General features: G+C 55.7%; 28 protein-coding genes. 12 read left to right on the top strand and 16 right to left on the bottom strand.

Annotated elements, in window-relative coordinates:
• Positions 1–11: 11 nt before the first annotated feature.
• The 7 genes from J2T58_RS10450 to J2T58_RS10420 all read right to left on the bottom strand — a co-directional run bounded on the left by J2T58_RS10450 (position 12) and on the right by J2T58_RS10420 (position 5,689).
• Complete coding sequence (locus J2T58_RS10450) at positions 12–404, bottom strand: type II toxin-antitoxin system VapC family toxin (protein ID WP_253489733.1); 393 nt, start codon at positions 402–404, stop codon at positions 12–14.
• A complete protein-coding gene (locus J2T58_RS10445) occupies positions 391–630 on the bottom strand; it encodes an antitoxin VapB family protein (RefSeq protein ID WP_253489732.1) in 240 nt (79 codons plus the stop codon). The genes J2T58_RS10450 and J2T58_RS10445 overlap by 14 nt, the downstream gene beginning before the upstream one ends.
• Before the next feature lie 94 nt (positions 631–724).
• The gene (gene cofC, locus J2T58_RS10440; RefSeq protein WP_253489731.1) at positions 725–1,348 is read right to left on the bottom strand and encodes a 2-phospho-L-lactate guanylyltransferase; all 624 of its coding nucleotides are present in this window, start codon (positions 1,346–1,348) and stop codon (positions 725–727) included.
• A gap of 48 nt (positions 1,349–1,396) precedes the next feature.
• Complete coding sequence (gene thiL, locus J2T58_RS10435) at positions 1,397–2,260, bottom strand: thiamine-phosphate kinase (RefSeq protein ID WP_253489730.1); 864 nt, start codon at positions 2,258–2,260, stop codon at positions 1,397–1,399.
• Complete coding sequence (locus J2T58_RS10430) at positions 2,253–4,208, bottom strand: DUF460 domain-containing protein (RefSeq protein WP_253489727.1); 1,956 nt, start codon at positions 4,206–4,208, stop codon at positions 2,253–2,255. The genes thiL and J2T58_RS10430 overlap by 8 nt, the downstream gene beginning before the upstream one ends.
• A 4-nt stretch (positions 4,209–4,212) precedes the next feature.
• Positions 4,213–5,070: a serine/threonine-protein kinase RIO2 gene (locus J2T58_RS10425; RefSeq protein WP_253489724.1), complete on the bottom strand. Its 858-nt coding sequence runs from the start codon at positions 5,068–5,070 to the stop codon at positions 4,213–4,215.
• Between the two features lie 34 nt (positions 5,071–5,104).
• Positions 5,105–5,689, bottom strand: coding sequence for a hypothetical protein (locus J2T58_RS10420; protein WP_253489721.1), 585 nt, complete (start codon positions 5,687–5,689; stop codon positions 5,105–5,107).
• 56 nt (positions 5,690–5,745) lie between these two features.
• On the opposite strand from J2T58_RS10420, the gene J2T58_RS10415 reads away from it, so the two are divergent.
• Both J2T58_RS10415 and J2T58_RS10410 read left to right on the top strand, forming a co-directional pair.
• On the top strand, positions 5,746–6,480 hold the full coding sequence (locus J2T58_RS10415; protein WP_253489719.1) for an adenine nucleotide alpha hydrolase family protein: 735 nt from the start codon (positions 5,746–5,748) through the stop codon (positions 6,478–6,480).
• Between the two features lie 29 nt (positions 6,481–6,509).
• The gene (locus tag J2T58_RS10410; protein ID WP_253489717.1) at positions 6,510–7,268 is read left to right on the top strand and encodes an NAD+ synthase; all 759 of its coding nucleotides are present in this window, start codon (positions 6,510–6,512) and stop codon (positions 7,266–7,268) included.
• Here the strand turns inward: J2T58_RS10410 and J2T58_RS10405 are convergent.
• Positions 7,234–7,938, bottom strand: a complete 705-nt coding sequence (locus tag J2T58_RS10405) for a glucose-6-phosphate isomerase family protein (RefSeq protein WP_253489715.1) — start codon at positions 7,936–7,938, stop codon at positions 7,234–7,236. The two genes, J2T58_RS10410 and J2T58_RS10405, sit on opposite strands and share 35 nt — an antisense overlap.
• Positions 7,938–9,260, bottom strand: coding sequence for a COG1361 S-layer family protein (locus J2T58_RS10400; protein ID WP_253489713.1), 1,323 nt, complete (start codon positions 9,258–9,260; stop codon positions 7,938–7,940). The genes J2T58_RS10405 and J2T58_RS10400 overlap by 1 nt, the downstream gene beginning before the upstream one ends.
• A 44-nt stretch (positions 9,261–9,304) precedes the next feature.
• Between J2T58_RS10400 and J2T58_RS10395 the strand changes: the two genes are divergently transcribed.
• Entirely contained in the window at positions 9,305–10,090 is a 786-nt protein-coding gene (locus J2T58_RS10395) for a TrmB family transcriptional regulator (RefSeq protein WP_253489711.1), read from the top strand.
• Between the two features lie 2 nt (positions 10,091–10,092).
• Here J2T58_RS10395 and J2T58_RS10390 read toward each other — a convergent pair whose 3' ends face one another.
• On the bottom strand, positions 10,093–10,839 hold the full coding sequence (locus J2T58_RS10390; protein ID WP_301287542.1) for a DUF128 domain-containing protein: 747 nt from the start codon (positions 10,837–10,839) through the stop codon (positions 10,093–10,095).
• A 90-nt stretch (positions 10,840–10,929) separates the two neighbouring features.
• On the opposite strand from J2T58_RS10390, the gene J2T58_RS10385 reads away from it, so the two are divergent.
• Together J2T58_RS10385 and J2T58_RS10380 are read left to right on the top strand one after the other, a co-directional pair.
• Positions 10,930–11,874 carry a hypothetical protein gene (locus tag J2T58_RS10385; protein ID WP_253489708.1) on the top strand — a complete coding sequence of 315 codons (945 nt, stop codon included), beginning with the start codon at positions 10,930–10,932 and terminating at the stop codon, positions 11,872–11,874.
• A 12-nt stretch (positions 11,875–11,886) separates the two neighbouring features.
• Positions 11,887–13,191, top strand: a complete 1,305-nt coding sequence (locus tag J2T58_RS10380; RefSeq protein WP_253489703.1) for an FAD-dependent oxidoreductase — start codon at positions 11,887–11,889, stop codon at positions 13,189–13,191.
• On the opposite strand, the gene J2T58_RS10375 is transcribed toward J2T58_RS10380, so the two are convergent.
• On the bottom strand, positions 13,173–14,351 hold the full coding sequence (locus tag J2T58_RS10375; RefSeq protein ID WP_253489701.1) for a deoxyguanosinetriphosphate triphosphohydrolase family protein: 1,179 nt from the start codon (positions 14,349–14,351) through the stop codon (positions 13,173–13,175). The genes J2T58_RS10380 and J2T58_RS10375 overlap by 19 nt on opposite strands.
• Positions 14,352–14,442: 91 nt before the next feature.
• On the opposite strand from J2T58_RS10375, the gene J2T58_RS10370 reads away from it, so the two are divergent.
• Positions 14,443–14,973 (top strand): HEAT repeat domain-containing protein, encoded by a 531-nt coding sequence (locus J2T58_RS10370; protein WP_253489699.1) that lies wholly within the window; start codon positions 14,443–14,445, stop codon positions 14,971–14,973.
• A 1-nt stretch (position 14,974) separates the two neighbouring features.
• Here the strand turns inward: J2T58_RS10370 and J2T58_RS10365 are convergent, their stop codons facing one another.
• Both J2T58_RS10365 and J2T58_RS10360 read right to left on the bottom strand, forming a co-directional pair.
• Positions 14,975–15,259, bottom strand: a complete 285-nt coding sequence (locus tag J2T58_RS10365; protein ID WP_253489696.1) for a DUF1894 domain-containing protein — start codon at positions 15,257–15,259, stop codon at positions 14,975–14,977.
• The gene (locus J2T58_RS10360) at positions 15,247–15,708 is read right to left on the bottom strand and encodes a DUF1890 domain-containing protein (RefSeq protein ID WP_253489693.1); all 462 of its coding nucleotides are present in this window, start codon (positions 15,706–15,708) and stop codon (positions 15,247–15,249) included. The genes J2T58_RS10365 and J2T58_RS10360 overlap by 13 nt, the downstream gene beginning before the upstream one ends.
• Positions 15,709–15,796: 88 nt before the next feature.
• Here J2T58_RS10360 and J2T58_RS10355 point away from each other — a divergent pair, with 88 nt between their 5' ends.
• The 3 genes from J2T58_RS10355 to J2T58_RS10345 are packed head-to-tail and all read left to right on the top strand — an operon-like array spanning position 15,797 to position 17,643.
• Positions 15,797–15,991 (top strand): MoaD/ThiS family protein, encoded by a 195-nt coding sequence (locus J2T58_RS10355; protein ID WP_253489690.1) that lies wholly within the window; start codon positions 15,797–15,799, stop codon positions 15,989–15,991.
• A complete protein-coding gene (locus J2T58_RS10350; RefSeq protein ID WP_253489687.1) occupies positions 15,933–16,937 on the top strand; it encodes a TIGR00269 family protein in 1,005 nt (334 codons plus the stop codon). The genes J2T58_RS10355 and J2T58_RS10350 overlap by 59 nt, the downstream gene beginning before the upstream one ends.
• Entirely contained in the window at positions 16,921–17,643 is a 723-nt protein-coding gene (locus J2T58_RS10345; RefSeq protein ID WP_253489684.1) for a HesA/MoeB/ThiF family protein, read from the top strand. Before J2T58_RS10350 ends, J2T58_RS10345 begins: the two co-directional genes overlap by 17 nt.
• A gap of 11 nt (positions 17,644–17,654) precedes the next feature.
• Here the strand turns inward: J2T58_RS10345 and J2T58_RS10340 are convergent, their stop codons facing one another.
• Positions 17,655–18,386 (bottom strand): hypothetical protein, encoded by a 732-nt coding sequence (locus J2T58_RS10340; protein WP_253489681.1) that lies wholly within the window; start codon positions 18,384–18,386, stop codon positions 17,655–17,657.
• 161 nt (positions 18,387–18,547) lie between these two features.
• On the opposite strand from J2T58_RS10340, the gene J2T58_RS10335 reads away from it, so the two are divergent.
• Genes J2T58_RS10335 through J2T58_RS10325 form a run of 3 tightly spaced genes read left to right on the top strand, consistent with a single transcriptional unit; the run spans position 18,548 to position 19,893 of the window.
• Positions 18,548–19,408, top strand: a complete 861-nt coding sequence (locus J2T58_RS10335) for a methanogenesis marker 8 protein (RefSeq protein ID WP_253489678.1) — start codon at positions 18,548–18,550, stop codon at positions 19,406–19,408.
• Between the two features lie 55 nt (positions 19,409–19,463).
• Positions 19,464–19,682, top strand: coding sequence for a type II toxin-antitoxin system HicB family antitoxin (locus J2T58_RS10330; protein ID WP_253489676.1), 219 nt, complete (start codon positions 19,464–19,466; stop codon positions 19,680–19,682).
• A complete protein-coding gene (locus J2T58_RS10325; protein ID WP_253489674.1) occupies positions 19,669–19,893 on the top strand; it encodes a type II toxin-antitoxin system HicA family toxin in 225 nt (74 codons plus the stop codon). The genes J2T58_RS10330 and J2T58_RS10325 overlap by 14 nt, the downstream gene beginning before the upstream one ends.
• 30 nt (positions 19,894–19,923) lie before the next feature.
• Here J2T58_RS10325 and J2T58_RS10320 read toward each other — a convergent pair whose 3' ends face one another.
• Together J2T58_RS10320 and J2T58_RS10315 are read right to left on the bottom strand one after the other, a co-directional pair.
• On the bottom strand, positions 19,924–20,550 hold the full coding sequence (locus J2T58_RS10320) for a DUF5591 domain-containing protein (RefSeq protein WP_253489749.1): 627 nt from the start codon (positions 20,548–20,550) through the stop codon (positions 19,924–19,926).
• Between the two features lie 187 nt (positions 20,551–20,737).
• Positions 20,738–20,884: a DUF4177 domain-containing protein gene (locus J2T58_RS10315; RefSeq protein WP_211530449.1), complete on the bottom strand. Its 147-nt coding sequence runs from the start codon at positions 20,882–20,884 to the stop codon at positions 20,738–20,740.
• Between the last annotated feature and the right edge of the window lie 387 nt (positions 20,885–21,271).

Genomic DNA, 21,271 nt, shown 5'->3' with positions numbered 1-21,271 from the left:
AGACAACAGGCTCAATATCTCCTGACTACTAAACCAGGAATTCTCTCAAAATGATGATCCCTTGTCACAATCTCACCATCATAACAGAGTGCTATTGCGGCGATCAGTTCGTCAAAATCTCCAACAGGCCTGCCATCACCTCTTAATCTTGCAGAAAGCGCTCCAAAGACACCGTACGTCTCCTCTACAATATTCTGGTGCAAAAGATGTTCTGTAATTGCTTCGATCTCTTTTTTGTTCTTCTCAGGAGAGGATGACAGGTATGCACCCCGAAAGAGCTCGAGAATTGTTATTGGTGTGGTTGCAGGAGTCAGACCTTCCTGCTCTATCATTTCCAATACCTTGAGTGCACCGGGTTCGTGGCGAATCAGATCGATGATAAATGAGGTATCAAGTGTCGGCATCAAAGGTGACCTCTCGCATCCTTGCTTTTCTCATATCACGTGAGGCCCGTTCAATCGAGTCTGCAAGCTCCCGATTTGGGCCAAGCTCCTGTAATATCTCGGAGAGCTTCTTCCTGGGAGGAGTAAATTTGAGGATGACGTCCGAGAAACTCATCTTCGTCCCCAGTTTCAGCTGGGAGAGACGCTCATAGGCGTCATCACTGATACTGATGGTTCGGGTACCCATATCTGTGTATGTGTATGTATGTGTATATAAGATCAGGGGTTGAGGGAAGAAATTCACCGCTTCAGGCTTCGATCCCAACCCCCCGGAAAGTTCATCAGCTCCGCGACACCCCGACCCGCCCCTTCTCTTCCGTTACACCAAACCCAAGCGACTCAAGATACTCCCTGCTCTTCCCCCGCCCATGAATCAGGACCTCGACGAGATCCTCCTTCTCATCGATATCGGTCGAGAGGCGGAACGAGTCGATCACCTCCACCGAGAAGCCGCACTCTTTTGCCATGGCGAGATGTTTCCGGAAGCTCGACCCATAATACTGTGCCGTAAAGCAGGCAGGACTTTTTAGGAAGACGACGTTCGTCCCGCCCCCACGCCCCGGAACGATCGCCATATCGGCCTCGGTTGAGAGGATACGCTGGAGTGCACCGGCGGTGACGAGGGGGAGGTCGGCCATGATGATCAGGGCAGGGCAGTGAAACTGCGGAAGTGCCCAGTCGATCGCCTCGTTCAGCCCGTCATTCCTGACGGCGACGAGTGCAGTCTCGCAGGCATACGGGGAGGTGGAGAGGAGGGTTGCGGAACACCCGGTCCGGTTCACTGCGGTGACGACATCCTCAAGCATCGCCCGGGCAAAGCCTTCACGCTCCTCCTGGTTCATCACACAGGAGAGGCGGGTCTTTGGATTGATCGGCTTGAAGGGGATCAGGGCATGAAAGTACATTGATCAGGGTGTACCCACTGAGAGATTAATAGTCATCGAAAGATACCCTCACTCCCACCTATGCGTATACCCGCGTAGCGGGATCGGATGGCCGCCGGAGAGGATCGCCATCTCGGTTGTCACGACACCAATCACGGTGGCATCCACCCCCGGGATCGGGAACCGATTCTCCGGAACCGTTGCAATCAGTTCAAAGTCCCCGCCCCCATAGAGGAAGAGATCGGTTGCTTCTGGCTCAGGTATTCCGGGAATACGCGGGAAGAGGGCGGGGTCAAGGGAGAAGCCGACTCCGGAAGCCCGCGAGAGATCATAGAGTGAAAGGGCAATCCCGTCGGAGAGATCCATCATCGCTGTTGCCCCGCCTTCAGCAAAGGCGATCCCCTCCCTGACACGCGGTATCGGCGTGATGAGATTCTTCCAGAACCTCGGATCACCCTTCAGGCCCGCCTCTGCCGCACCGGGCCGGCCCGTCACGCAGACGAGATCACCGGGGCGGGCACCGGATCGGCGGAGGATCCGATCCCCTGCAACAAACCCGATCGCTGTTGAGACGATCGTCAGCTCTGTATGCCGATCAATATCACCCCCGGCAAGCCGTCCCCCCACCGACCGGCAGCAGGCGGCGGCACCATTGGTGATCCCGGAGAGCCGCTCCGGCCGGTCAAGGCCAACCGCCATCAGGAGATCAGCCGGCTCTGCACCCATCGATGCGATATCAGAGAGAGTCACCGCCGCCGCCATCCATCCGATCTCATAATCGGTCATCCCTGCCGGAAAGTCGGTCGTCTCATGGAGCATATCGGTCGTCATCACAAGGAACCGATCCCCGACTGCGAGGACGGAACAGTCATCCGCCGTCTCCTTCTCACCCACAATCATCCGGATACCATCCAGAAGAGCACGATCATCCACCTTTTCTCACCTCACGTTCCCGTTCAGATCGATACTCCTTAAAGAGTGTCTCGATCGAATCAACCTTCTTCTCACGTTCATACCGCTCCTGCTCCTCCTGCCATACCCTGTACCGATCATCAAGCGCACTCCGCAGACAGATCCCGATCGAGCCCTGCAGACGAAGCCCGAGCCCCTGCTCACCGATGAGGGGTATCCTCATCTCCCGGAAGAGGGAGATGAGATCGGGGGGCAGGACTGAGAGATCGGGGACAACAACCCCGGCGATCTGCACCTCGGCAAGTTCACGGATCGCATTCTTCCCCCACCCGTCCGTCCTCCCAAGATAGATCCAGTCTCCGGGTTTTCTCCCCATCTCAGCATCAAGCCTCCTGATGGCATCGCGGGAGAGGCTCTCAAGCACCTTGAGCGGGACGAGATCCTCACCATCCAGGAGATCGGCATAGGTCCTCATCCGTTCAAGCTGCTTGCGGAGGGTCCGGTTCCTCTTCTCTTCACGCCTCAGATGCCGTTTCTGGTTTTTGATGATCCCTTCAAGCCGGGCAACCTCGCTATCACGCCGGATACGGGCCTTCACCTTCGATCGTTCGTTCTGGAGCGTGCGCCGGAGACGCCTGATCTCATCATCCTTCTTCTGCCCCTCTGCATACAGTTCCGAGACCAGCGAACGGAGCCGGGCGACCATCGCCTCATATTCACGCTCCCTGCCCCGCCGTGCCTCCGACTCCGGCTCCTCCGGGACCTGCGCCTTCGGCTCTTCATCAGCACCGGCTGGAGAGAGATCCGAGAGCGCCTGTTCAAGGGATCGCCCCCTGATCACCCGGGCACGGATCTCATCGAGTGCGACACCGGAGGGGATCCGTTTAGAGAGGCTCGCAAATTTGTTTTTATAATGCCGGTATGCGACCATCGCAGCCGCATAGGCATCCCGTTCATGGTCGTTTTCGTACTGTATTGAGCCGGCAAGCTCAAACTTCTCAGGGACCGGCATATCACTCCGTGGCAGAAACGGGACCGCATTGAATGAACGCCGGATCTTCTCGACCGTCCCCGGCATCTCCTTCTTATCCGAGGCGATGATCAGGGGCCGGCCATGCTCAGTGATGAGAGAGATGACATCTGCGATGGAGGTGAGCCGGGAGCTGGAGAGATGAACGAGTTCACCATCAAGGTTCAGGAGCGCAACCGCCATCGTCGTTCCGGGATCGATCCCGGCGATGAGATACCGGGGTTTCCCGCTCTGCGGGATGAACCGGATTCGTTCAAGCCGTGGCTGTGAGACATTCACCTGCACATCAGAGCCCCGGAGATTCCTGACCGGCACATGGGCTCTCGGGGCAGAGACAACGAAGATGACCCTGGAGTACCCCCCGAATGCCCGGAACTCCTTCATCTCATACTTCAGACCGGCATCGAGCAGGGTCATCTCGATCTCACGGGCCTTCGTCCGGACCGCCCCGTGGATCTTCCGGGTGTATCGGTTCTGGCTCCATCCGCCCTTTCCAGGAGATCTGCCCCGCGAGACGGTGATGAGGCAGGTATCTGCAAACGCCTCTACGCGGCATCCCGCACCGAGTGCAGCGACCTTCGCCGACGTCCTCGCTTCTGCATAGGGATCGAACCGGTTAAAGGTGATATTATATCTCCCTGCAACCTGGGCGAGGCTCTCCCGGTGATCACCACCCCCGGTCACCTGGATGAGATCGGTCTTTGGAGGGAGGGACTGGAGGAAGGTATAGAGCTCCTTGGTATCTGCCGCTACCTCCTGCAGGCTGTCAACGGCAAGGATATCCGGCTCTTCTGCCTCGAGGATCCTGATGAGCCGAAAGAGGGAGACCTCCGTCTCAGAGGCGATCTCATCGTCGATGATCCGGCATAGGGCAAATAGTGGCCTTTTTGACCGTGACCGGACCGACCCTTTGACGATATCGATCCCATAGACACGCATGGTATCACCCGGTCACCTGATCGAGTGCGTCACTGACCTGGAGTGCCATGCGGTACTTCCGGTTGAAGAAATCCACGATGGTTGTAACATCATGAAGGAGAATCTCATCTGCATTCGGATGCGTCACAGATACCCACTGCGGCCAGTCGATGATCCAGCAGTGGTCCTCATTGACCATCACATTATACTCGGAGAAGTCGGCATGGATGATCCCAAGGGCATAGATCTTCTTCATCTCCTCCATCAGTTCTTCAAGGATGTACTTTGGATCCTCAAGGGTACACTGGTTGAGATTGACCCCCGGCACGTATGACATCGCGATGGTATGGCGGCTCCGGTCAATCGGGACGGGGACCCGGACCTTGCCGTTGAGGCGGAGGAGGGCTTCATACTCCTGCTCGGCAGAGTGGGCTGAGGCGAAGATCCAGGGGCAGTGGCCATCCTTATTCATATACTCCCGGTTCAACCGGACCGACTGGAATGACTGCTGGCCGACCCGGTGAAACTTGAGGACGATGACACCAAGACCGAGTGCCTCAAAGACCTCGGACTCCTTCCCGACACCGATGAGTGAGCCGAGGGCGGAGATGCTCCCCCGTTTCGTCAGGGTATGGAGGGCAAGGGCATCATACCCATTGAAGAGGAGGGAATACCCCGGGTATGGGGCACCTTCATAACGGACGAGATCTTTCTGAAGCAGTTCCCCGAGACGGTATTCAAGTTCGTTCTTCGAGAGACGGGTGACCCGTTTGAGATCATCGAACGGGACCCAGGCATACCGTTTCATCAGCCGTTCAATGGCAAAGAGGATCGTGTACTCATATTTATGGAGGTCCCGTACCGTATCGGCTGAAGGGGGCATTGTCTCTACTCTTGGATCGGATAGATGAAAAATATCATTGTGGTTTCTTACCGCTATACCGACGGACCAGATCAACCGCCATCGGATAGGTCTCATCAGTACAGCAGATAAGTACCGGATTGATGAGGGCCTTCCGGGCAATATAGATCTTCTTCTCCTGCGGAATGAGCTGAACAGACTTCACCTCTTTCCAGCGGATCCCGCCGGATGCCTGGCCCCTGGCGATGAGCCCGGCTCCGGCAACAGTGGCATTGCCGGAGAGTAAGCCGAGGACGGCCATCGCATCTGTCATCTTCTCAGCACTCTTTCCAGGAAGATAGGCTGCCCCGTCCTTATCTATGATGAACCGATAGACATTACCCCCTTTTGTCACGACATGGAGAAGTGCAGTGGCCAGGAAAATAAGAAGGAGCAGAAACCCCGTCATCACGACCCCGACCACCAGATAGTCAACAACAGATGCCGGTGTCGGACTTGCCAGCTCGATTCCGACCAGAAGCATAGTGAGAAAAAGGCCGGCAATCGCAATTCCAAGGAGAATATGCCGAATTTCAGTCTTCCCGATAAATGGCATCTTTGCATCCCACTCCAACCTGTCCGGGGAGGAATCAGTTTCCATAGCATCATATTATCAGATGATGAGATACAGTTTTCTACCAGGATTGGTGAAGAGGAATGACCAATAGACCATCAGAGAGGGTCACATGTACAAAGTGCCATCATCCGGCGATCATCAGCCAGCGGTACTCAGGCCTTCACCTCTGCCGGGAGCATTTCATCCGCGACCTGGAGGGGAAGGCGAAACGGGATATCCGCAAGAACCGGTGGCTCCGGCCGAATGACCGGATCGGGGTAGCCATCAGCGGGGGGGCAGCATCCGCCGCCGCCCTCACGCTCCTCCTGAAACTGACCGGGGAGCGGCGGGACCTCAGCATAACCGCCCTCCATATCGATGAAGGGGATGCAGATGCAACAGAGAGAGTACAACGACTGGCTGGCGGTCTTGAGATCTCTATCGGCCGCCGTGATCCATCCAGGCATCTGAGGGAGGATATCCGATCGCTTGCAGAAGGATGTACCGCTGTCGTCACCGGAGAGACCCTCGATGAAGAGGCTGCACGGGTCATGAAAGCCTTCGTCTCCGGAGAGATCGCACCACTCACCCATTCTGATGAATTCGGACTGATCCGATGGATATCCCCGTTTCTCCTGATCAGGGAGGAGGAGGTGCGCCTCTATGCCAGCCTTCATCATGATGAGATATTCCCCGATGAACCTGATATCGAGGATCTGGCAGGGAGCATCAGGAGCATACTCAGAGACTATACCGATCGCCACCCATCCACCCTGTATGCAGTTACCAATCTTGGCGGGCAGATCAGGGGGGCTGCCAGAGATCCCAAAGAATAGTAACAGAGGAGAACAAACCCCTGATCATCATGCAGTGTGATATCGGCTGTGAAAAGACCCGGATAGAGAACCTCATCCGCCAGGCGATCTGGTCGGCGGGGGCAGAAGGGGTCGTCGTCGGGGTATCGGGGGGGATCGACTCTGCGGTGGTGGCGGCCCTCGCCTGTGGCTCCCTTGGGAGCGAACGGGTCTCTGCCTTCTTTCTCCCGTCGGCAACGACACCCTCGGCAGATGAAGAGGATGTCAGAAGGCTCTGCCGGGATCTCTCCATCGATCTTGGGATCATCCCTATCGATGGGATCATCGGGGCATACCGCCGGATGGACGGGTTCGTTGAGGACCCCCCCCTCGTCGGCAACCTGATGGCACGGACCCGGATGGCGATCCTCTACTACCACGCAAACCTGAGCAACCGGCTCGTCATCGGAACCTCAAACAGGACCGAGTATCTCATCGGATACTGCACCAAATGGGGAGATAATGCAGCAGATCTCCAGCCGATCCTCCATCTCTCCAAACAGGATGTCTATCTCCTCGGTGAAGAGCTTCGGATACCTGGGACCATCATGAAGAAAGTACCCTCGGCAGGCCTCTGGGAAGGCCAGAGCGATGAAAAAGAGCTTGGAATTACCTATCCGGTCCTTGATGCCACCCTTGCACTCCTCGAAGCGAACGGCTGGAAGGCCGAAGATGAGATCCAGGAGAAAGTACTCGATATGGTGAAGAGGAGTGTCCACAAGAGGATGCCCGCGATCAGCCTCGCAGGCAGTTCTCCCAGATATGGGTGAAGGCTTCGGGGGAGTTCATGAGATCCGCGATGAGCGGATCCCTGATGAGATCGTAGAGCGGGACCTCACGCACCACACCAACCTCCGGGTGATCCACCGCTTCATGGAAACGGAGGTCCGCAACCCGTGTGTAGAGGGGATTTTTCCGGAACTGGCCATCATCAGTCTCATAATATGCTGCACCGCGGTATGCCCTGAAAAAAGCATAGTCACTCTCAAAGTTTCGTGAGACAATATTTGCCATCACCAGCGGGTCTTCTCCGGGATTGATCGTCACATGCCCAAACCCTGGCGGGATCAGGATTTTATCACCTGTTGTTGCGGGATGGAGGACCACATCAGTGAGATCCTGTGACTGAAGAAGGAAGTGGGCCTTCCCGGAGAGGACCTCATATACCTCAGGATACGAAAGCCCGCCCGGACTCTCGGGATGGTAATGGCCTTTCGTCTTGATAAATTCGCCACAGACCGATCCCGGCGTGATGACGGTGATATCGTAGCGGATACCTCCCTCTCTGAGTATGGCATGGTCGTCATCGGTCAGTGCCAGATCCCGGTACATATAGTACAGCGGACCCTGCTGCTCGCAGGCGGGATATGCGAGAACCTCCCGCATATCCTCAACCGTCCTGACCTCCGGCTCAGGCAGTACTCCCTTCCAAATATCCATCACTTCTTCTTTTGCCTGCTGAATATATAATAGCCGGCACCGATCAGAAGAGCGGCGACTGCGAGAAGGAGAACCGGGCTTGTGGCGTATGCAGTAACCCCTTTCCGCTCACTGAGCATCACCTCAGCCTTCATCGTATCAGATATAACGGTATTATCAAGGGCATCACGGTACCGGATCTCGGTATCGAGGCCATATGCCTTCACCGTTGCACCACGATCAACAGTGACGCTGTATCGTGCGACAGCCGATTCGCCCGGACCGATATCACCAAGGTATGCGGTATCATCCGAGCTTGTGAAGGGATCAACCGCACTTATCCGGGACTGGGCGCGGTATGCGGTGGTATCCCCCACATTCATATAGGTGACCTCAATGATATTCCGATCACCGGGGGAGAGATCAGCCCTGACCTGGGTGACAACAAGATCTACCTTCCCTCCGACAGGAATACCAACAGTCCGCCGCTCAGTGGAGCGTACTGTCCCCTCATCATCCTCATACTCGAGGTAGACCTGGAGGGGGTATGTTGCGGCCTCGGCATCGCGGGAGACCGAGACTTTGAACCGGCAGTCAATAATCTCTCCTGATGGGAAATCGCCGATATAGACCGCAGCATCGGTCGGAATGATGGGAGAGGTTCCTGAACGTACAATCTTTGCGACTGCGCTGGTTGCATCGACCGAACCGGCATTTTTCAGTGAGAGCGTCAGGTATCCTTCCGTCCCGACATTCACCTCATCAATCGAGATGGCCGGGACCTCGAGGATGGCTTCTGAGCGGATCCTGATCGGGACCTGCACCGTCTTTCTCCGATCATTCTGCCAGAAATACCGGAGAGCATCAGATCCATACTGTTCGACATTGGTCAGCTCATCATAGACGAGATCAAGATCCATCATGTAGCTGCCTGCCACCGCATATTGATCGATCTTTACGGTGTAGGTCACCGTCTTTGCAGTACCCCCATGAATATCGCCGATACGCTGCGTATCAGTCTTCACTGTCAACGGGGCCTCCCCGGGAGCGAGGTCTGCCGAGACCCGGTATGCCGTCGTTGTCAGCTCATCCCGGGAGATGAGATCAGACCTGAGAATCTTGAGATCGATCTTGCCGGTATTCTCGATGACGATCGTAAGCGGAACCTCGTCGCCTGGAGAAAATTCATTTACTCCAAGGACCGATGCAGAGATAACCGGCGGCCCGCTGATGAATTTGACACCCATTGCCATCACCGGAGCTGCCAGCAGAGACGAGGTGATAACGGCTATGGCAAGGAGTGCCACAATCGTACCTCCCGGTTTTTCACTTTTTGTTGTCATGATTATAACAACATTTATCCCATACAGATATAAAACCATAGGCTATGGCAGAACCCTCAGATGATACAGCACATCTCATCGATCATCTCCGCGGACTTGGGCTGACACGATATGAAGCCCTCGTCTATATCGGGCTCCTCTATCGGGACGGGGCAACCGCAACAGAGATCCATGAACTCTCCGGGGTGCCGAGGGCATCGGTCTACCCGGTGATCGAGAAGCTGATCGGCAGGAAGATGGTCGATATCGCCCATACCAGCCCCCGCAGATACCGGGCCGTGCCGCCGGGAGAGGCGGTTGCAAACCTGATGGCAGCAATCGAGGATCAGGCTGATTCGGCGAGAGCCGAGATGGAAGATATCTACAGCCGGAGAAACCAGTCTTCTGATGTGAAGCAGGAGTTGATCTGGACGGTCTATGGGAGTGAGAATATCATCTCAAAAGTCCGCGAGATCATCCCGTCGATCGAGGAGAAGGTCGAGGTCTTTGCGACAAAGACCTTCATCGCTATTCCGGGTGTAAAAAAGCTCCTCAAAGCGGTCGGTGAACGTGAGGATATCTCCCTTGATATCATCACCGAGCGGTGGGACGGGGAGATTGCACGGAATATGCATATCGGCCTCTTCGATATCGGTGAGGAGGATAAAAATCCTGCGATTCAGGGGTTTATCGCCGGCATCTGTATCGTTGATCGGAGGTATGTGATCATGGTCATGGGAACATCTGAAGAGGATGTCACCGCACTCATCTCAGGGTCCCCCGGATTTATCGAGTTCTTCTCCCGGTACTGGAACTTCATCAATCACGAGGTCGCAACCAGGCTCTCCTGATATCAGAAGAAGGAGATGGGATCCATCTCCCTGATATCCATCAGCCCCTTCATCGCCCGTGTTGTGATGGAGTGGCCCTCCTCTTTCATCACGGCAAACGGGTTCGTCCCCCCTATTGCGACGACACCAAGATACTGCGGGCTGACGGAGACGCCAAGAAGAGGGGTATTGGGCATCCCCATCTCGAGAACACCGGATATGTGGCCAGTGGTGAGATCGTCGAGGACCGAGTTTAAAAGATTCTCAGCCTCCATATGGCACTCCCTGATATTCCCGAGGATACGGCCGTTCCCATCCTTCATCACATGATTCACCGAGGTGATATCCTGGGATGCAAGCACCTGCAGGGGATCGATCGTCGTTGACTCATAGAGGATCATATGGGTAAACCGCCGGGGAAGGTTTTCAAGAATTTCAATGATACCGCCGCCGATCAGGTTAACCGGAATGCCACGCCTGAGAAAGATACCATCCAGGGTGATGCTGCAGACGGTGCAGATGCCAAGCATCCCCGGAGGGATGGTATGCCCATGGATTGAGTCGCCGGGCTCGACGAACCGGACCATGTCACTGACCGTTATCCCGGCAGCAGAGACCCTCTTCAGTGTTTTAATAACATATTCACGTTCATCGACGGGAACAAGAAAGAGGTTATAGACGATGGCACCCTCATTTTCAAGCGGGTCATATGTCACCTGCATAGAGAACTCATCAATGGCGTGGTGTATGAACTTCAGAGGGGATACCATGACATATAAATCGATTCCCGTTGAATAAAACCCTTCGTACCTGGTGACGGGAATCGAAATATTGTTCTTGACGGAGACACTCTAATGGGTATGGATGATTCAGTGAGGAGGCGTGCTGTCCATGAGATCCGCCGGATCCTTGAGACCGCTGGATATGATATTGAAGAAGAGGGGGAACCCTTCGACTTCTCCGCACTTGCAGGAAGGGAGTGTATTCTCACCCTATGCACCAATGATCCGGCCATCGCCCGGCGGTTTGATCATACACAATATAATCTTGATGATGACGGTGAAAAGATCCCCTGTAAGAAGCTGATCTTCAGCAACAATCCTGAGATACACCCGGAGGAGGGAGTTCTCTGGCAGAACCGGGATCTTGCACGGTATGCCGGAGAAGCGGCGGTCGCACGGGTTTCGGGGGAGAGACTCACCATCTCCTGGAAGAAGGCACCCGGCAGGGAAGGAATGAAACCACATCATGCAGGCCATGCCCCACCTCCCGGACGGATCAGGGCGCTTCCAATCCGGGTGACTGCAGACGAGGCGATGAGAATATCCGGCCAGAACAATCCTGCACGCCTCCGCCTGATCCCGATCTGGGTCTATGATTACGCATGCAAAGGTGACGCCTCGTACAAAGGAAAACATATCACCTTTGATGCAAACGGAACCGGGGCCATCAGCGCGGTCAATGGCCTTCCCCAGGATCTCGAGTCCGAGGCGATCAGCGAGATGGCGATCCCCGACGATGCCGAGATGGTCAGACCATCCATCCTTCAGAAAGAGGCAGAGGAGAAGATCCTGACGCACTTAATCGGAGCGCTCTCAAAGAGGGTCAGGATCAAGACGGAGAGCGGGGATGCAATCTTCTCGGAAGAGAAGACCTTCAGGCCACCGCGCGACCAGATTGAACGGACGATTCAGCTCACCTATATCCCGATCTGGCAGATCCGCGGGAAGCATATCGTCGAGGTGAACGCATTCACCGGAGAGATCCTCTCCGAACCGATGGACGAAGGGGTCGAGCTCCTCTAGGAGTGATGCTCTGTGATACTGGTTCTTGGTGGAGGTCCCGCCGGCAGGATGGCTGCGATCCAGGCGGCACGGTCAGGGGGGGAGGTGACCCTTGTTGAGCGGAGGAGCCTCGGCGGCCAGTGTCTCCATGACGGCTGCATGCAGATCTGTGGACTGAATGATATTGCCCGGATGATCAGGTCTGCGGAACAGGCGGCTTCGCTGGGGCTGACGAACGGGGCTCCCACCGTCAACTTCAGGAAGGTTATGGACGGTCTCTCAGCAATTCAGGGGAAGATCGCAGGTATTCTTGAGGAGGAGACCAGGGAAGCGGGTGTCAGGATCATCCATGGTGGAGAAGGGGCCGTCAGGGGGGGCAAGGCCTACATCAACGGCGAGGAGACGGCGTTTGACCGGCTCATCATCGCAACCGGATCAAGGCCGGCCATCCCTGATATTCCGGGCATTACCCTCAGGGGCGTCTACACTCCTCATACCCTCAAAGAGATGAAAGAACTGCCCGGGAAGATCGCCATCATCGGGGGCGGGGTGATGGCGGCTGAGTTTGGCTATATCTTCTCGGCATTCGGGTGTGAGACCCACATCCTCAGCAGAAGTTCTCTTCTCCACCAGATACCGGACCGTCTCCGCAAAGAGGCGATGAAAGAACTCAATAGGATCACACTCCATGAATTTTCAGCGATCACAGCGATCACCGGGGATGACGGGGTCACCGGCATCTCGTATAACGGAAGTACGCTTGCCGTCGATTGCGTTCTGATAGCCGCAGGACTCTCCCCCAACACGGCAATGATCGAAGGGGTGGCGAAGGGACCGCTGGGCGAGATCCTGGTCGATGAGAGGTTTGAGACGAGCGTTCCGGGCATCTTTGCCTGTGGAGATATCATCGGCGAGCCCTGCCTCACCCCGATTGCACGGCTCCGGGGGACGGCAGCCTCAGGTGGCGGCGCATCATCTCCTGATATAACCCATGCCCCCCGCTCGATGAGCCTCGGGTATGAATACACCTGGTATGACTCCGGGGAGGAGGGGGGGACCAGTATCCACTTCCCCGGACCTGCCGGGCCCGGTACCTTCTGGTCGGTGCCGGACCGGAAGACCGGGGTTGCCTCTATCAGGGTGAATGCAGATGACGGCAGGATCCTCGGATTTGCGGAAGCCTCGCCGGTCGCCGGCGTGATGGCGATGTATCTCGCCTACCTTGCACAAGAGGGGGAGACGGTCGGCGATCTCAGCCGCCTCATCGAGGTGCACCCGACATCAGACGGGATGTACTCGCTCATTAAATATACCGCCGCCTATCTGAAGAGCCGGTAGGACTCGAATTTCCGGGGGAGGACGAGTTCGGTATAAACCCGCTCAAAGTACCGATCCGTCATCCCTGCGATGAAGTCCCGGACTGCACCGGCAGAGGATATCTCATTTTTGTAGTATTCGGAGAGCCAGGGGGTATCGAGATAGTCGGTGAAGATGCGGGAGCCTGCCCGGTCCTCTTCAAGATCCTCTTTCAGTGCGTCATAGACGGTCTGAAACATCTTCAAAATGATTGCATCCTGGCCTCGTGTCATCTCATGCTCATAGATATGCCTGTAGTTGAAGGTCTTCAGGCCGTTTAAGGCAGATCCGATATCATCGGAGAAGCCGATGAGGCACTCCTCTCCGGTCCGGCTCGTCTCCATCAGATCGATTGTCAGGGTATTGATGATATCCCGTTCGGTGTCGCCGAGCTCGTCCCTGATCTCTTCCGGCAGATCGGAGAAGCCATCGATGAGACCGACTTCGGCTGCATCCCGGAGATCCCGGGCGATATAGGCGATGGTATCAGAGAACCGGACGACGCACCCCTCGGGCGTGGCGGGGATGGCCGGGTGATCTCCAAGGACTGCATTGATTTTGTTTTCGAATTGCAGGAAGGGATCGTCCCCATCTATCGGGAGGGGGACGAGCCTGGTTGCCCTGGATTCCCCGTCATGGCAGAGGATCCCATCAAGGACCTGGAGGGTCAGGTTGAGATCCTCTATCTCGTCGAGGAACCGGACCCCCTGGATATTGTGGCGGAACCGCCCGATCCCTTCCCGCCTGCAGATGGTATCGAGGCACGACTCCCCGAAATGCCCAAACGGGATATGGCCGATGTCATGGCCAAGGGCGATCGCCTCGATGAGATCCTCGTTCAGCCGGAGTGAGCGGCCGACGGTCCGGGCGATCTTTGAGACGAGCTGGACATGAAGGACCCGGTGGGTGATATGATCGTTCTCCAGGAGGGAGAAGACCTGGGTCTTGTCGATATACCGTGCATAGGCACGTGAATGGAGGATGCGGTCGCTGTCGCGGGAGTAGGGGGCACGGAGATCAGGTGCCTCTTCGACCCTCCTTCTGATGGCGTCGCTGCTCTTTGTTGCGGCAGGGGCAAAGAGTGCTTCGCGCTCCCCAAGATAGTCCCATGTTGCATCACGGAGGTTCTCTGATGGATTCATCCCAAGGAGAGATCACCCGGAGAGGTAATCAGGGTGCCGATGATCGACAGATACATGTACCTCAGGCGATAAGGGTTCACTGGTGGCGACGATGCGACAGGATGATGAGATGGAGATAGTCCAGAGGAAGATCCTCCGGGAAGAGCGGAGTATCCAGATCATCATCAGCCAGCTGACCCATGTGAGCATCCCGTACCGGATCAAGGCAGCAACGGAACTGGGGAAGATCCATCATCCGGTGGCAGTCACCGCCCTCATCAGGGCGCTCCATGACGAGGAGAGCGATGTTGTCCACGTTGTGGTCAGGTCACTTGGTGCAATAGGAGATCTGACCGCTGTCGATCCGCTCATTGAACGGCTTGCTGGTGCGGATCGATGGATCCGAAGAGGAATTGCCCATGCACTCGGTGAGATCCGGGATCCCCGTGCAGTTCAGACCCTTATTATCCTGCTTGATGATGAGCGGGGCGAGGTCCGGGCAGCGGCGGCAGAGGCACTCGGAAAGATCGGGGATCCCTCGGTTGCCGCGAAGATCCGGACACTTCTTGATGACGAGAAGGATATCGTGCAGGATGCCGCCTGGGAGGCCCTTAGGGCGATATCCGAACGGACGGAGGGGTAGATCAGGGTACCCGCCGTGCCTTCTTCCTGACGACATCCGCCTCATCTGCCGATACAACCCTGAGGAGGAAGGTGCCGTGGCAGGGTTTTGTGTACGGGAGGATGACGGCATCGCCGTCAAGTGCGAGGGGGATGGGGGGAACTCCGATCATCGCCTTCTCAAAGAGGCGGAATCCGGGATCGACATAATAAATGTCCTTAAAATTCTTCTGGATATACTCGCGGCATTCCTTGAAGGAGGCCATCCTGAGGATGATATCATAGCCGAGATCCTCTACGCAGCCCATCCCATCACCTCATCCAGTTTTCGCCGGAGTTTTCCGGGATTATGTATTGCGACATCGACGACCGGGTCACAGGGAAAATCGATCTCCGCAGCAAGTTCTTCTGCTTCCCGTCCAAAGACGAGGGCGATGAACCGCCCCTCGAAGAGATACCGGATGGATGCTGCATACGAGAGGCCGGCATCATTGTGAATGCAGACCATACAGAGGTCCGGAGTCCGTTCTTTGGCAGATAGCTCATCGATACACTTCTCAAGATCCATCATCTTCCGGGTATAGACCCTCTTGGGATCCGAGACACGGAGCAGGTTGAGGACTGCCCCGTTTCCGGCGATGGTGAGATCCCATCCGTCGTCATTGAACCGGTCTGCTGCATAGAGGGCGAGAGCCTGCTGGACCGGGATCTCGGGGCACCCGAGCATGATGAGTGCCTCCTTCTGCTGTCTGATCATCTGTTGATGCTTATGTCTCTTTCATGGATAAACAATTCTGATCGCGAGCCGGTCCGGTTAAGATTGATGCTGATCAACTATTCTTTCAATGCAGGTCATACTCCCTGACAGGAGCGTCCGGGTGCTCCCCCCTGATCCGGTGCGGATCGAGGATCTCGTCATCTCTCTTGGTTTTCTCCCGACCGGGGTGATCGTCACCCGAAACGGCATCATCGTTCCTGAGGATGAAGAGGCGGGCGGCGACGATGAACTCAGGATCATCCGGGTCTCCCATGGCGGGTAGCGGCTGTTCCCTCTGTGAGAGGCCGGCGGTCATCCGGCTCTTCGATCCCGAGCGGCGGCTCTGTGCCGATCATCTCCTCGCCGACTGTGCGGAGCGGGTCGATGATGCTCTTAAAGGGCGGATCGCCCCGGGAGATCGTGTTGCCGTCGGCCTGTCGGGGGGCAAGGACAGCAGGCTCCTGCTGATCCTGCTGCACCGGCTGCTTGCATCCTCAGAAGGGGTGCATCTTGTTGCAATCACGATTGATGAAGGGATCGCGGGATACCGGGAGGAGACGATGGAGGCGGCGGCGGAGCTTACGTCACGCCTCGGGGTTGAGCACCGGGTCCTATCATTTTCCGATCTTTTTGGAGCTGACCTTGACGCACTGCTGACCAACCGGGTTGAGCAGGGCTGCACTGTCTGCGGTGTGCTCCGGCGGCGGGCGCTTGAGGTGGGGGCGGCAGATGCGGATGCAACAGTGATCGCAACCGGCCATAATCTCGATGATGAGGCGCAGTCTGTCCTGATGAACCTCCTGCGTGGCGATCTTCCCCGGATGGTCCTTGATACCTCCGGCGGTCTCCCGGAGTGCTTCATCCCGAGGATCAAGCCGCTTTCGGTCCTCTCCGAGAAGGAGATCACCGTCTGCCTGATGATGATGGGGGAGTTTGTTGATCTCCCGGAATGTCCGTATGCAGGAGGGGCACTACGGGGGGAGGTCAGGGAGATCCTCGCTGATCTCGAGTTTATGTATCCTGGGACGATGCGGCGGCTGATCTCCTCCCGGGACCAGGTGCGGGATATCGTCGGGATGATGCCGAGGCAGGGGGAGATACAGCGGTGCCTCCGGTGCGGGGGGACTGCCAGCGGGGAGATCTGTTCGGTCTGCCGGGTGCTTGGGAGAACAGATATATCTTCCGGAACAATGATCGATGAGAGGGATACTGATGGTAACGACGGGTGAGCTGGAACGGTACAAACGCCAGATCCTCCTCTTCGGGGAGGATGGCCAGGAGCGGCTGAAGGAGGCGACGATCTTCATTGCAGGTGCAGGCGGGCTTGGGTCGCCGATATCACTCTATCTTGCTGCCGCCGGAGTGGGGAGGCTGATCATCGTCGATAATGATGATGTCGATCTGACCAACCTGAACCGGCAGATTCTCCATGGAGATTCTTCTGTCGGGGAGAGGAAGACCGATTCGGCTGCCCGGAGGCTGCGGGATCTGAATGCTGATATTGAGGTTGTCCCCATCGATCGCTGGATGGACGAGGAGAGTATCGGCGAGCTTATTCTGGGAGCAGACGGGATCGTTGATGCGATGGATAACTTTCCGACCCGGTACCTTCTGAACAAGGCTGCGCATAAGGAGGAGATTCCGTTCTTCCATGGCGGGATACGCGGCTTCTATGGCCAGGCAACAACGGTCGTGCCGGGGAAGACTGCCTGTTTCGCCTGCATCTTCCCCCATACACCGCCGGAAGAGGTGATCCCGGTCGTCGGGGTGACGGCGGGCTTCATCGGGATGGTGCAGGCAAATGAAGTGATAAAATACCTTCTCGGAACCGGGGAACTGCTCACAAATCGCCTCCTCCTCTGGGATGGGATGCGATCCGAGGTCGATACGATTCCAATTGACAAAAATCCGGATTGTCCGGTCTGCGGGAGATAATGGGAAGGATCTCAGAATCCTTCCATCAGAAGATACTCTTCCGCTTTTTCAAGTTCTTCAGGGAGAAAGACGGTGAACGAAGACCGCATTCCGGCAGGTTCCGGAGAAACCACTGCTGAAGTACCGTCATTGGTAAGGACACGATCGATGAGATCCCGCTGCTCGAGATGGATGGTATACCAGGGAGTCTCCGTTGAGAAGACAGCTTCCTTGAGTGGGATGAGCGTCCCTTCCTCGAGCAGGAAGAGATCGCTCGTGGCTGCATCATAACGGAGACTCCCGGACTGGCTCTCTGCAAGGATGAAGAGACCCTCCTCACCCATTGAGATGGTATCAAAAGGGAGATCCTGTATTCCACCGAGGAGCCTGAGCGGATGTTCCCCTGAGAGGCCGGGTTGTACATGATCGGTCCACCATAGTGAGAGTTCGCCAGGCAGATACCGGACCTGATAGAATGAGTATCCCCCTGAAGATTCTGCAGAATAGTCTATCTGGATCGACCCGACCGATCCCCCTGAATCAAGCGTGATCCTGCATTGGTCAAGGAGTGCGGTTCGATCGTCGATCCCTGTCGTTTCAACGATATGCTCCCAGAGGGCGGGAAGAGGGAGGGCAACTCCATTCGAAGGGAGAATGTAGGGCTCGATCTGGTGAGAGGGGGCATCACTGGTCATGCACCCTGCAGAAAAGAGAGAGAGGGAGAGGGCAGCGATCAGGATGGAGAGTCCGGTCTTCGATCTCATGATGAATGAGATGGGATGTTTCTCCCACTTAATTATATTTATTTTTCTTACCATCTCAGAAGATGTTCAGGACGCAAGGTGTCCTTTATCCGGATACTGACCTCTGTAATGGGCAGGTTCATGAGAGCTCAGGGCGATGGTACTCCACACGAGGGAGATGGATGACAGAATACCAGGATGAACATATTATCGAGGCTATCGGCCGGGCGCGTATTGTGGTCAGAGACGGTGAGGTGATCGAGGTCGGCGAGCCGATGATCCGGGACTGCCCGCTTGCAAAGCGATTCGCCTATCCGATCCCGGAGATGAGCAGAGAGCATATTGCAGAGAATATACGCCACCGTATCCGGGCATTCGGGATGTGCACCCCTGACCGGCAGGTGGAGGATGACCGTGAGTTCGTCGGGTTTGGTGCGTCCGAGATCATCAGCTTCGGAATGAAAGCCGGCATCCTTGATGCCGCGGTCCTTGCCTGCGACGGTGCCGGGACGGTCATCGTAACGAAACCATCGATGGTGCAGGGGATCGGCGGTCGGATGTCAGGACTGGTCCGGACGGTTCCGTATCCGTCGGTGATCGAGCGGATCGAGGAGGGGGGCGGTATCGTCCTCGATCACAATGGAGCAACGATGGACCAGGTGGAAGGGGCCGCCCGTGCGGTTGCGGAGGGGTTTGCCCATATCGCGGTGACGGTCGCACTCCCGGATGATGCAGAGACGATCCGGGGATTGTTCCCTGATATCCTGATCATCGGGGTCCATGTCACCGGCCTCTCGGAAGCAGAGGCGGAGATGCTCGCTTCCGCATCAGATATTGTCACCGCATGTGCATCCGGTTCAATTCGGCGGATTGCCGGGGAGAGGGCGCTCCTCCAGGCAGGGGTCTCGGTTCCGGTCTTTGCGATGACGAAGCGGGGAAAAGAGCTGTTGATCGAGAAGATCCGGCAGTCTGATGAACAGGTCCTGATCAAGCCAACCAAACTTCCGGCGACCGGCGGGACGCTGCCAGAGCCGTTGGTCTGAGGGAGCCTGTCACTGAGCAATACTTATTTGCCATCATACAACGAAGAAAAATTATATGAAATTCAATTGCCTGATTGAAAAAGATGAGGATGGGTATTATCATGCCTCTATCCCCTCTCTGCCAGGGTGTTTCACCCAGGCAAAGACCTATGAGGAATTACTCCACCGATTGCATGAGGCGATAACCCTCTATCTGGAAGTCAACGAAACACCTGATCCTGATGAGATAAGAGAATTCGTGGGGGTTCAGGCTATTGAGGTTGAGACCTGCTAAAGCCGAAAAAATTCTCCGTATTCTTGAGGAGCAGGGCTTTGTTAGTATTCGGCAAAAGGGTAGCCATGTGGTTATGAAACATGCTGATGGAAGAAGTATTGTCATCCCTGACCATCAGGGAGAAGAACTTGGAACAGGAATAATCCGTTCGATCATTCGTCAGGCAGGCCTGACACGTGAAGAATTTATAAAATATATAAATAAAAAATAATAATAATATTTACTTTTTTAAGTATGCTGTTCACCTATATATCCTATTCCGGAACCTGATCAGCTCTTCACAGAACTCCCCGAGGTACTCATCCATCGAGAGGGAGCCTTCCTGGAAGGCACAGTCTCCCTGCTCGACGATCAGATTGATGACATCAGTTGTCGGGAGGATGAGGTCGATTTCGACACCGGCCTGCTCTGCCCCCCGGATGAACGCCTCCCGGAAGATCCCGAGGCAGTAGGCGATCCGGTATCGGTAGAGGTGGCGTGTCTTCTCCAGGTACCCGGCGACCCGGTCGGTCTCTATCCGGAGAAAGTCGTCAAGGACCTTCTGGTCTTTGCATTTGCCGAGCATGTACTTGTAATGGGCGTAGGGGTACATCTCCTCGAGTTCGGATGGCACGATCCCGCAGGTTCCAAAGACGACGATATGATACTGATCATCAGAAAAGACCTGTGAGATGACCATTTTGATCAGCTGGTGGCTCGGGCTTGCGCTGTAGGGTTTCCGCATCGCACAGGGGATGAAGATCCCGATATCCTTTGGCTCGACAGCATACTCATTGAGGATATACTGGTGAGACTCCTCAAACTCCGGGAGGTAGAAGGGGGGGTCGGTGAGGAGGGGCTTCTCGGATGGGGGGTTGTTGTCGCCCATGGTTGTCAGGTAGATGTTGGTTGCAGAGGGGGATGAAGGATGCGGGTTGCCCACAAAGAAGTATCGGTTAGAATGTTCTGTATACTGTCCTTCAAGGTCCCGTTCTGCTGGTAGGGATGAGGAAAAGAAGGCTTATTGAGCCTTAAGCAGTATTGATCAATAAAATGAAATCCTATATCCTGAATCTTCAGGATTTAAGCGGCCTTTTGAAATAATGCCAGATCCAGACAACATCAACCAGCTCCCACCCCTGCTGACCATACTCATTGAGTATCCTCGTGGTCTTCTCTCCCATACCAAGAATTGCAACACATCTGTACTCATACTTCTGCATAGAACACACACTTCCCTTTGAAGGATGTTTTATCACTATTTAATGGGGGTTATGGGAATGATATGGCAGGTGCTTATGGGATGGTTATCCCGCATGGAGTCATGATGATTGGTTAGATCAATTGTCTCGACGGTGTAGAGACAATGATTACCTCTGGAGGGGAAGGTCTATTCTAGCCTTATTCTCATTTTAACATAAGTGAACTACCCCCCGCTTGCGCAGGGGGCTTCCTGCGAGTGTCCGGGGATCGATGCGATCTTCAGACCTGTATGTCGCAGATTACCGGTAAACACCTGGTAGCCCGTCCACAGGGCATTTTGTGATAGGCAGCGTAGCATAATATTGACCGCAGCGTTTCTGTCGCGGTCGAACACGCTACCACAATCA

Origin of the sequence: Methanocalculus alkaliphilus (genome assembly GCF_024170505.1) — an archaeon.
GTDB lineage: Archaea > Halobacteriota > Methanomicrobia > Methanomicrobiales > Methanocorpusculaceae > Methanocalculus > Methanocalculus alkaliphilus.
This window is presented reverse-complemented; position numbering and strand designations above follow the sequence as displayed.

Bases quoted from the DNA above. Each gene is read 5' to 3' on its own strand.
- cofC (WP_253489731.1), bottom strand. From the start codon at position 1,348: ATGTACTTTCATGCCCTGATCCCCTTCAAGCCGATCAATCCAAAGACC.
- J2T58_RS10405 (WP_253489715.1), bottom strand. From the start codon at position 7,938: ATGGATATTTGGAAGGGAGTACTGCCTGAGCCGGAGGTCAGGACGGTT.
- J2T58_RS10315 (WP_211530449.1), bottom strand. From the start codon at position 20,884: ATGCAGAAGTATGAGTACAGATGTGTTGCAATTCTTGGTATGGGAGAG.
- J2T58_RS10385 (WP_253489708.1), top strand. From the start codon at position 10,930: ATGGATGATTCAGTGAGGAGGCGTGCTGTCCATGAGATCCGCCGGATC.
- J2T58_RS10345 (WP_253489684.1), top strand. From the start codon at position 16,921: ATGGTAACGACGGGTGAGCTGGAACGGTACAAACGCCAGATCCTCCTC.
- J2T58_RS10340 (WP_253489681.1), bottom strand. From the start codon at position 18,386: ATGAGATCGAAGACCGGACTCTCCATCCTGATCGCTGCCCTCTCCCTC.
- J2T58_RS10420 (WP_253489721.1), bottom strand. From the start codon at position 5,689: ATGGAAACTGATTCCTCCCCGGACAGGTTGGAGTGGGATGCAAAGATG.
- J2T58_RS10355 (WP_253489690.1), top strand. From the start codon at position 15,797: ATGCAGGTCATACTCCCTGACAGGAGCGTCCGGGTGCTCCCCCCTGAT.
- J2T58_RS10330 (WP_253489676.1), top strand. From the start codon at position 19,464: ATGAAATTCAATTGCCTGATTGAAAAAGATGAGGATGGGTATTATCAT.
- J2T58_RS10400 (WP_253489713.1), bottom strand. From the start codon at position 9,260: ATGACAACAAAAAGTGAAAAACCGGGAGGTACGATTGTGGCACTCCTT.
- J2T58_RS10360 (WP_253489693.1), bottom strand. From the start codon at position 15,708: ATGATCAGACAGCAGAAGGAGGCACTCATCATGCTCGGGTGCCCCGAG.
- J2T58_RS10365 (WP_253489696.1), bottom strand. From the start codon at position 15,259: ATGGGCTGCGTAGAGGATCTCGGCTATGATATCATCCTCAGGATGGCC.
- J2T58_RS10320 (WP_253489749.1), bottom strand. From the start codon at position 20,550: ATGGGCGACAACAACCCCCCATCCGAGAAGCCCCTCCTCACCGACCCC.
- J2T58_RS10370 (WP_253489699.1), top strand. From the start codon at position 14,443: ATGCGACAGGATGATGAGATGGAGATAGTCCAGAGGAAGATCCTCCGG.
- J2T58_RS10430 (WP_253489727.1), bottom strand. From the start codon at position 4,208: ATGCGTGTCTATGGGATCGATATCGTCAAAGGGTCGGTCCGGTCACGG.
- J2T58_RS10390 (WP_301287542.1), bottom strand. From the start codon at position 10,839: ATGGTATCCCCTCTGAAGTTCATACACCACGCCATTGATGAGTTCTCT.
- J2T58_RS10450 (WP_253489733.1), bottom strand. From the start codon at position 404: ATGCCGACACTTGATACCTCATTTATCATCGATCTGATTCGCCACGAA.
- J2T58_RS10375 (WP_253489701.1), bottom strand. From the start codon at position 14,351: ATGAATCCATCAGAGAACCTCCGTGATGCAACATGGGACTATCTTGGG.
- J2T58_RS10445 (WP_253489732.1), bottom strand. From the start codon at position 630: ATGGGTACCCGAACCATCAGTATCAGTGATGACGCCTATGAGCGTCTC.
- J2T58_RS10410 (WP_253489717.1), top strand. From the start codon at position 6,510: ATGCAGTGTGATATCGGCTGTGAAAAGACCCGGATAGAGAACCTCATC.
- J2T58_RS10415 (WP_253489719.1), top strand. From the start codon at position 5,746: ATGACCAATAGACCATCAGAGAGGGTCACATGTACAAAGTGCCATCAT.
- J2T58_RS10425 (WP_253489724.1), bottom strand. From the start codon at position 5,070: ATGCCCCCTTCAGCCGATACGGTACGGGACCTCCATAAATATGAGTAC.
- J2T58_RS10395 (WP_253489711.1), top strand. From the start codon at position 9,305: ATGGCAGAACCCTCAGATGATACAGCACATCTCATCGATCATCTCCGC.
- J2T58_RS10350 (WP_253489687.1), top strand. From the start codon at position 15,933: ATGAAGAGGCGGGCGGCGACGATGAACTCAGGATCATCCGGGTCTCCC.
- J2T58_RS10335 (WP_253489678.1), top strand. From the start codon at position 18,548: ATGACAGAATACCAGGATGAACATATTATCGAGGCTATCGGCCGGGCG.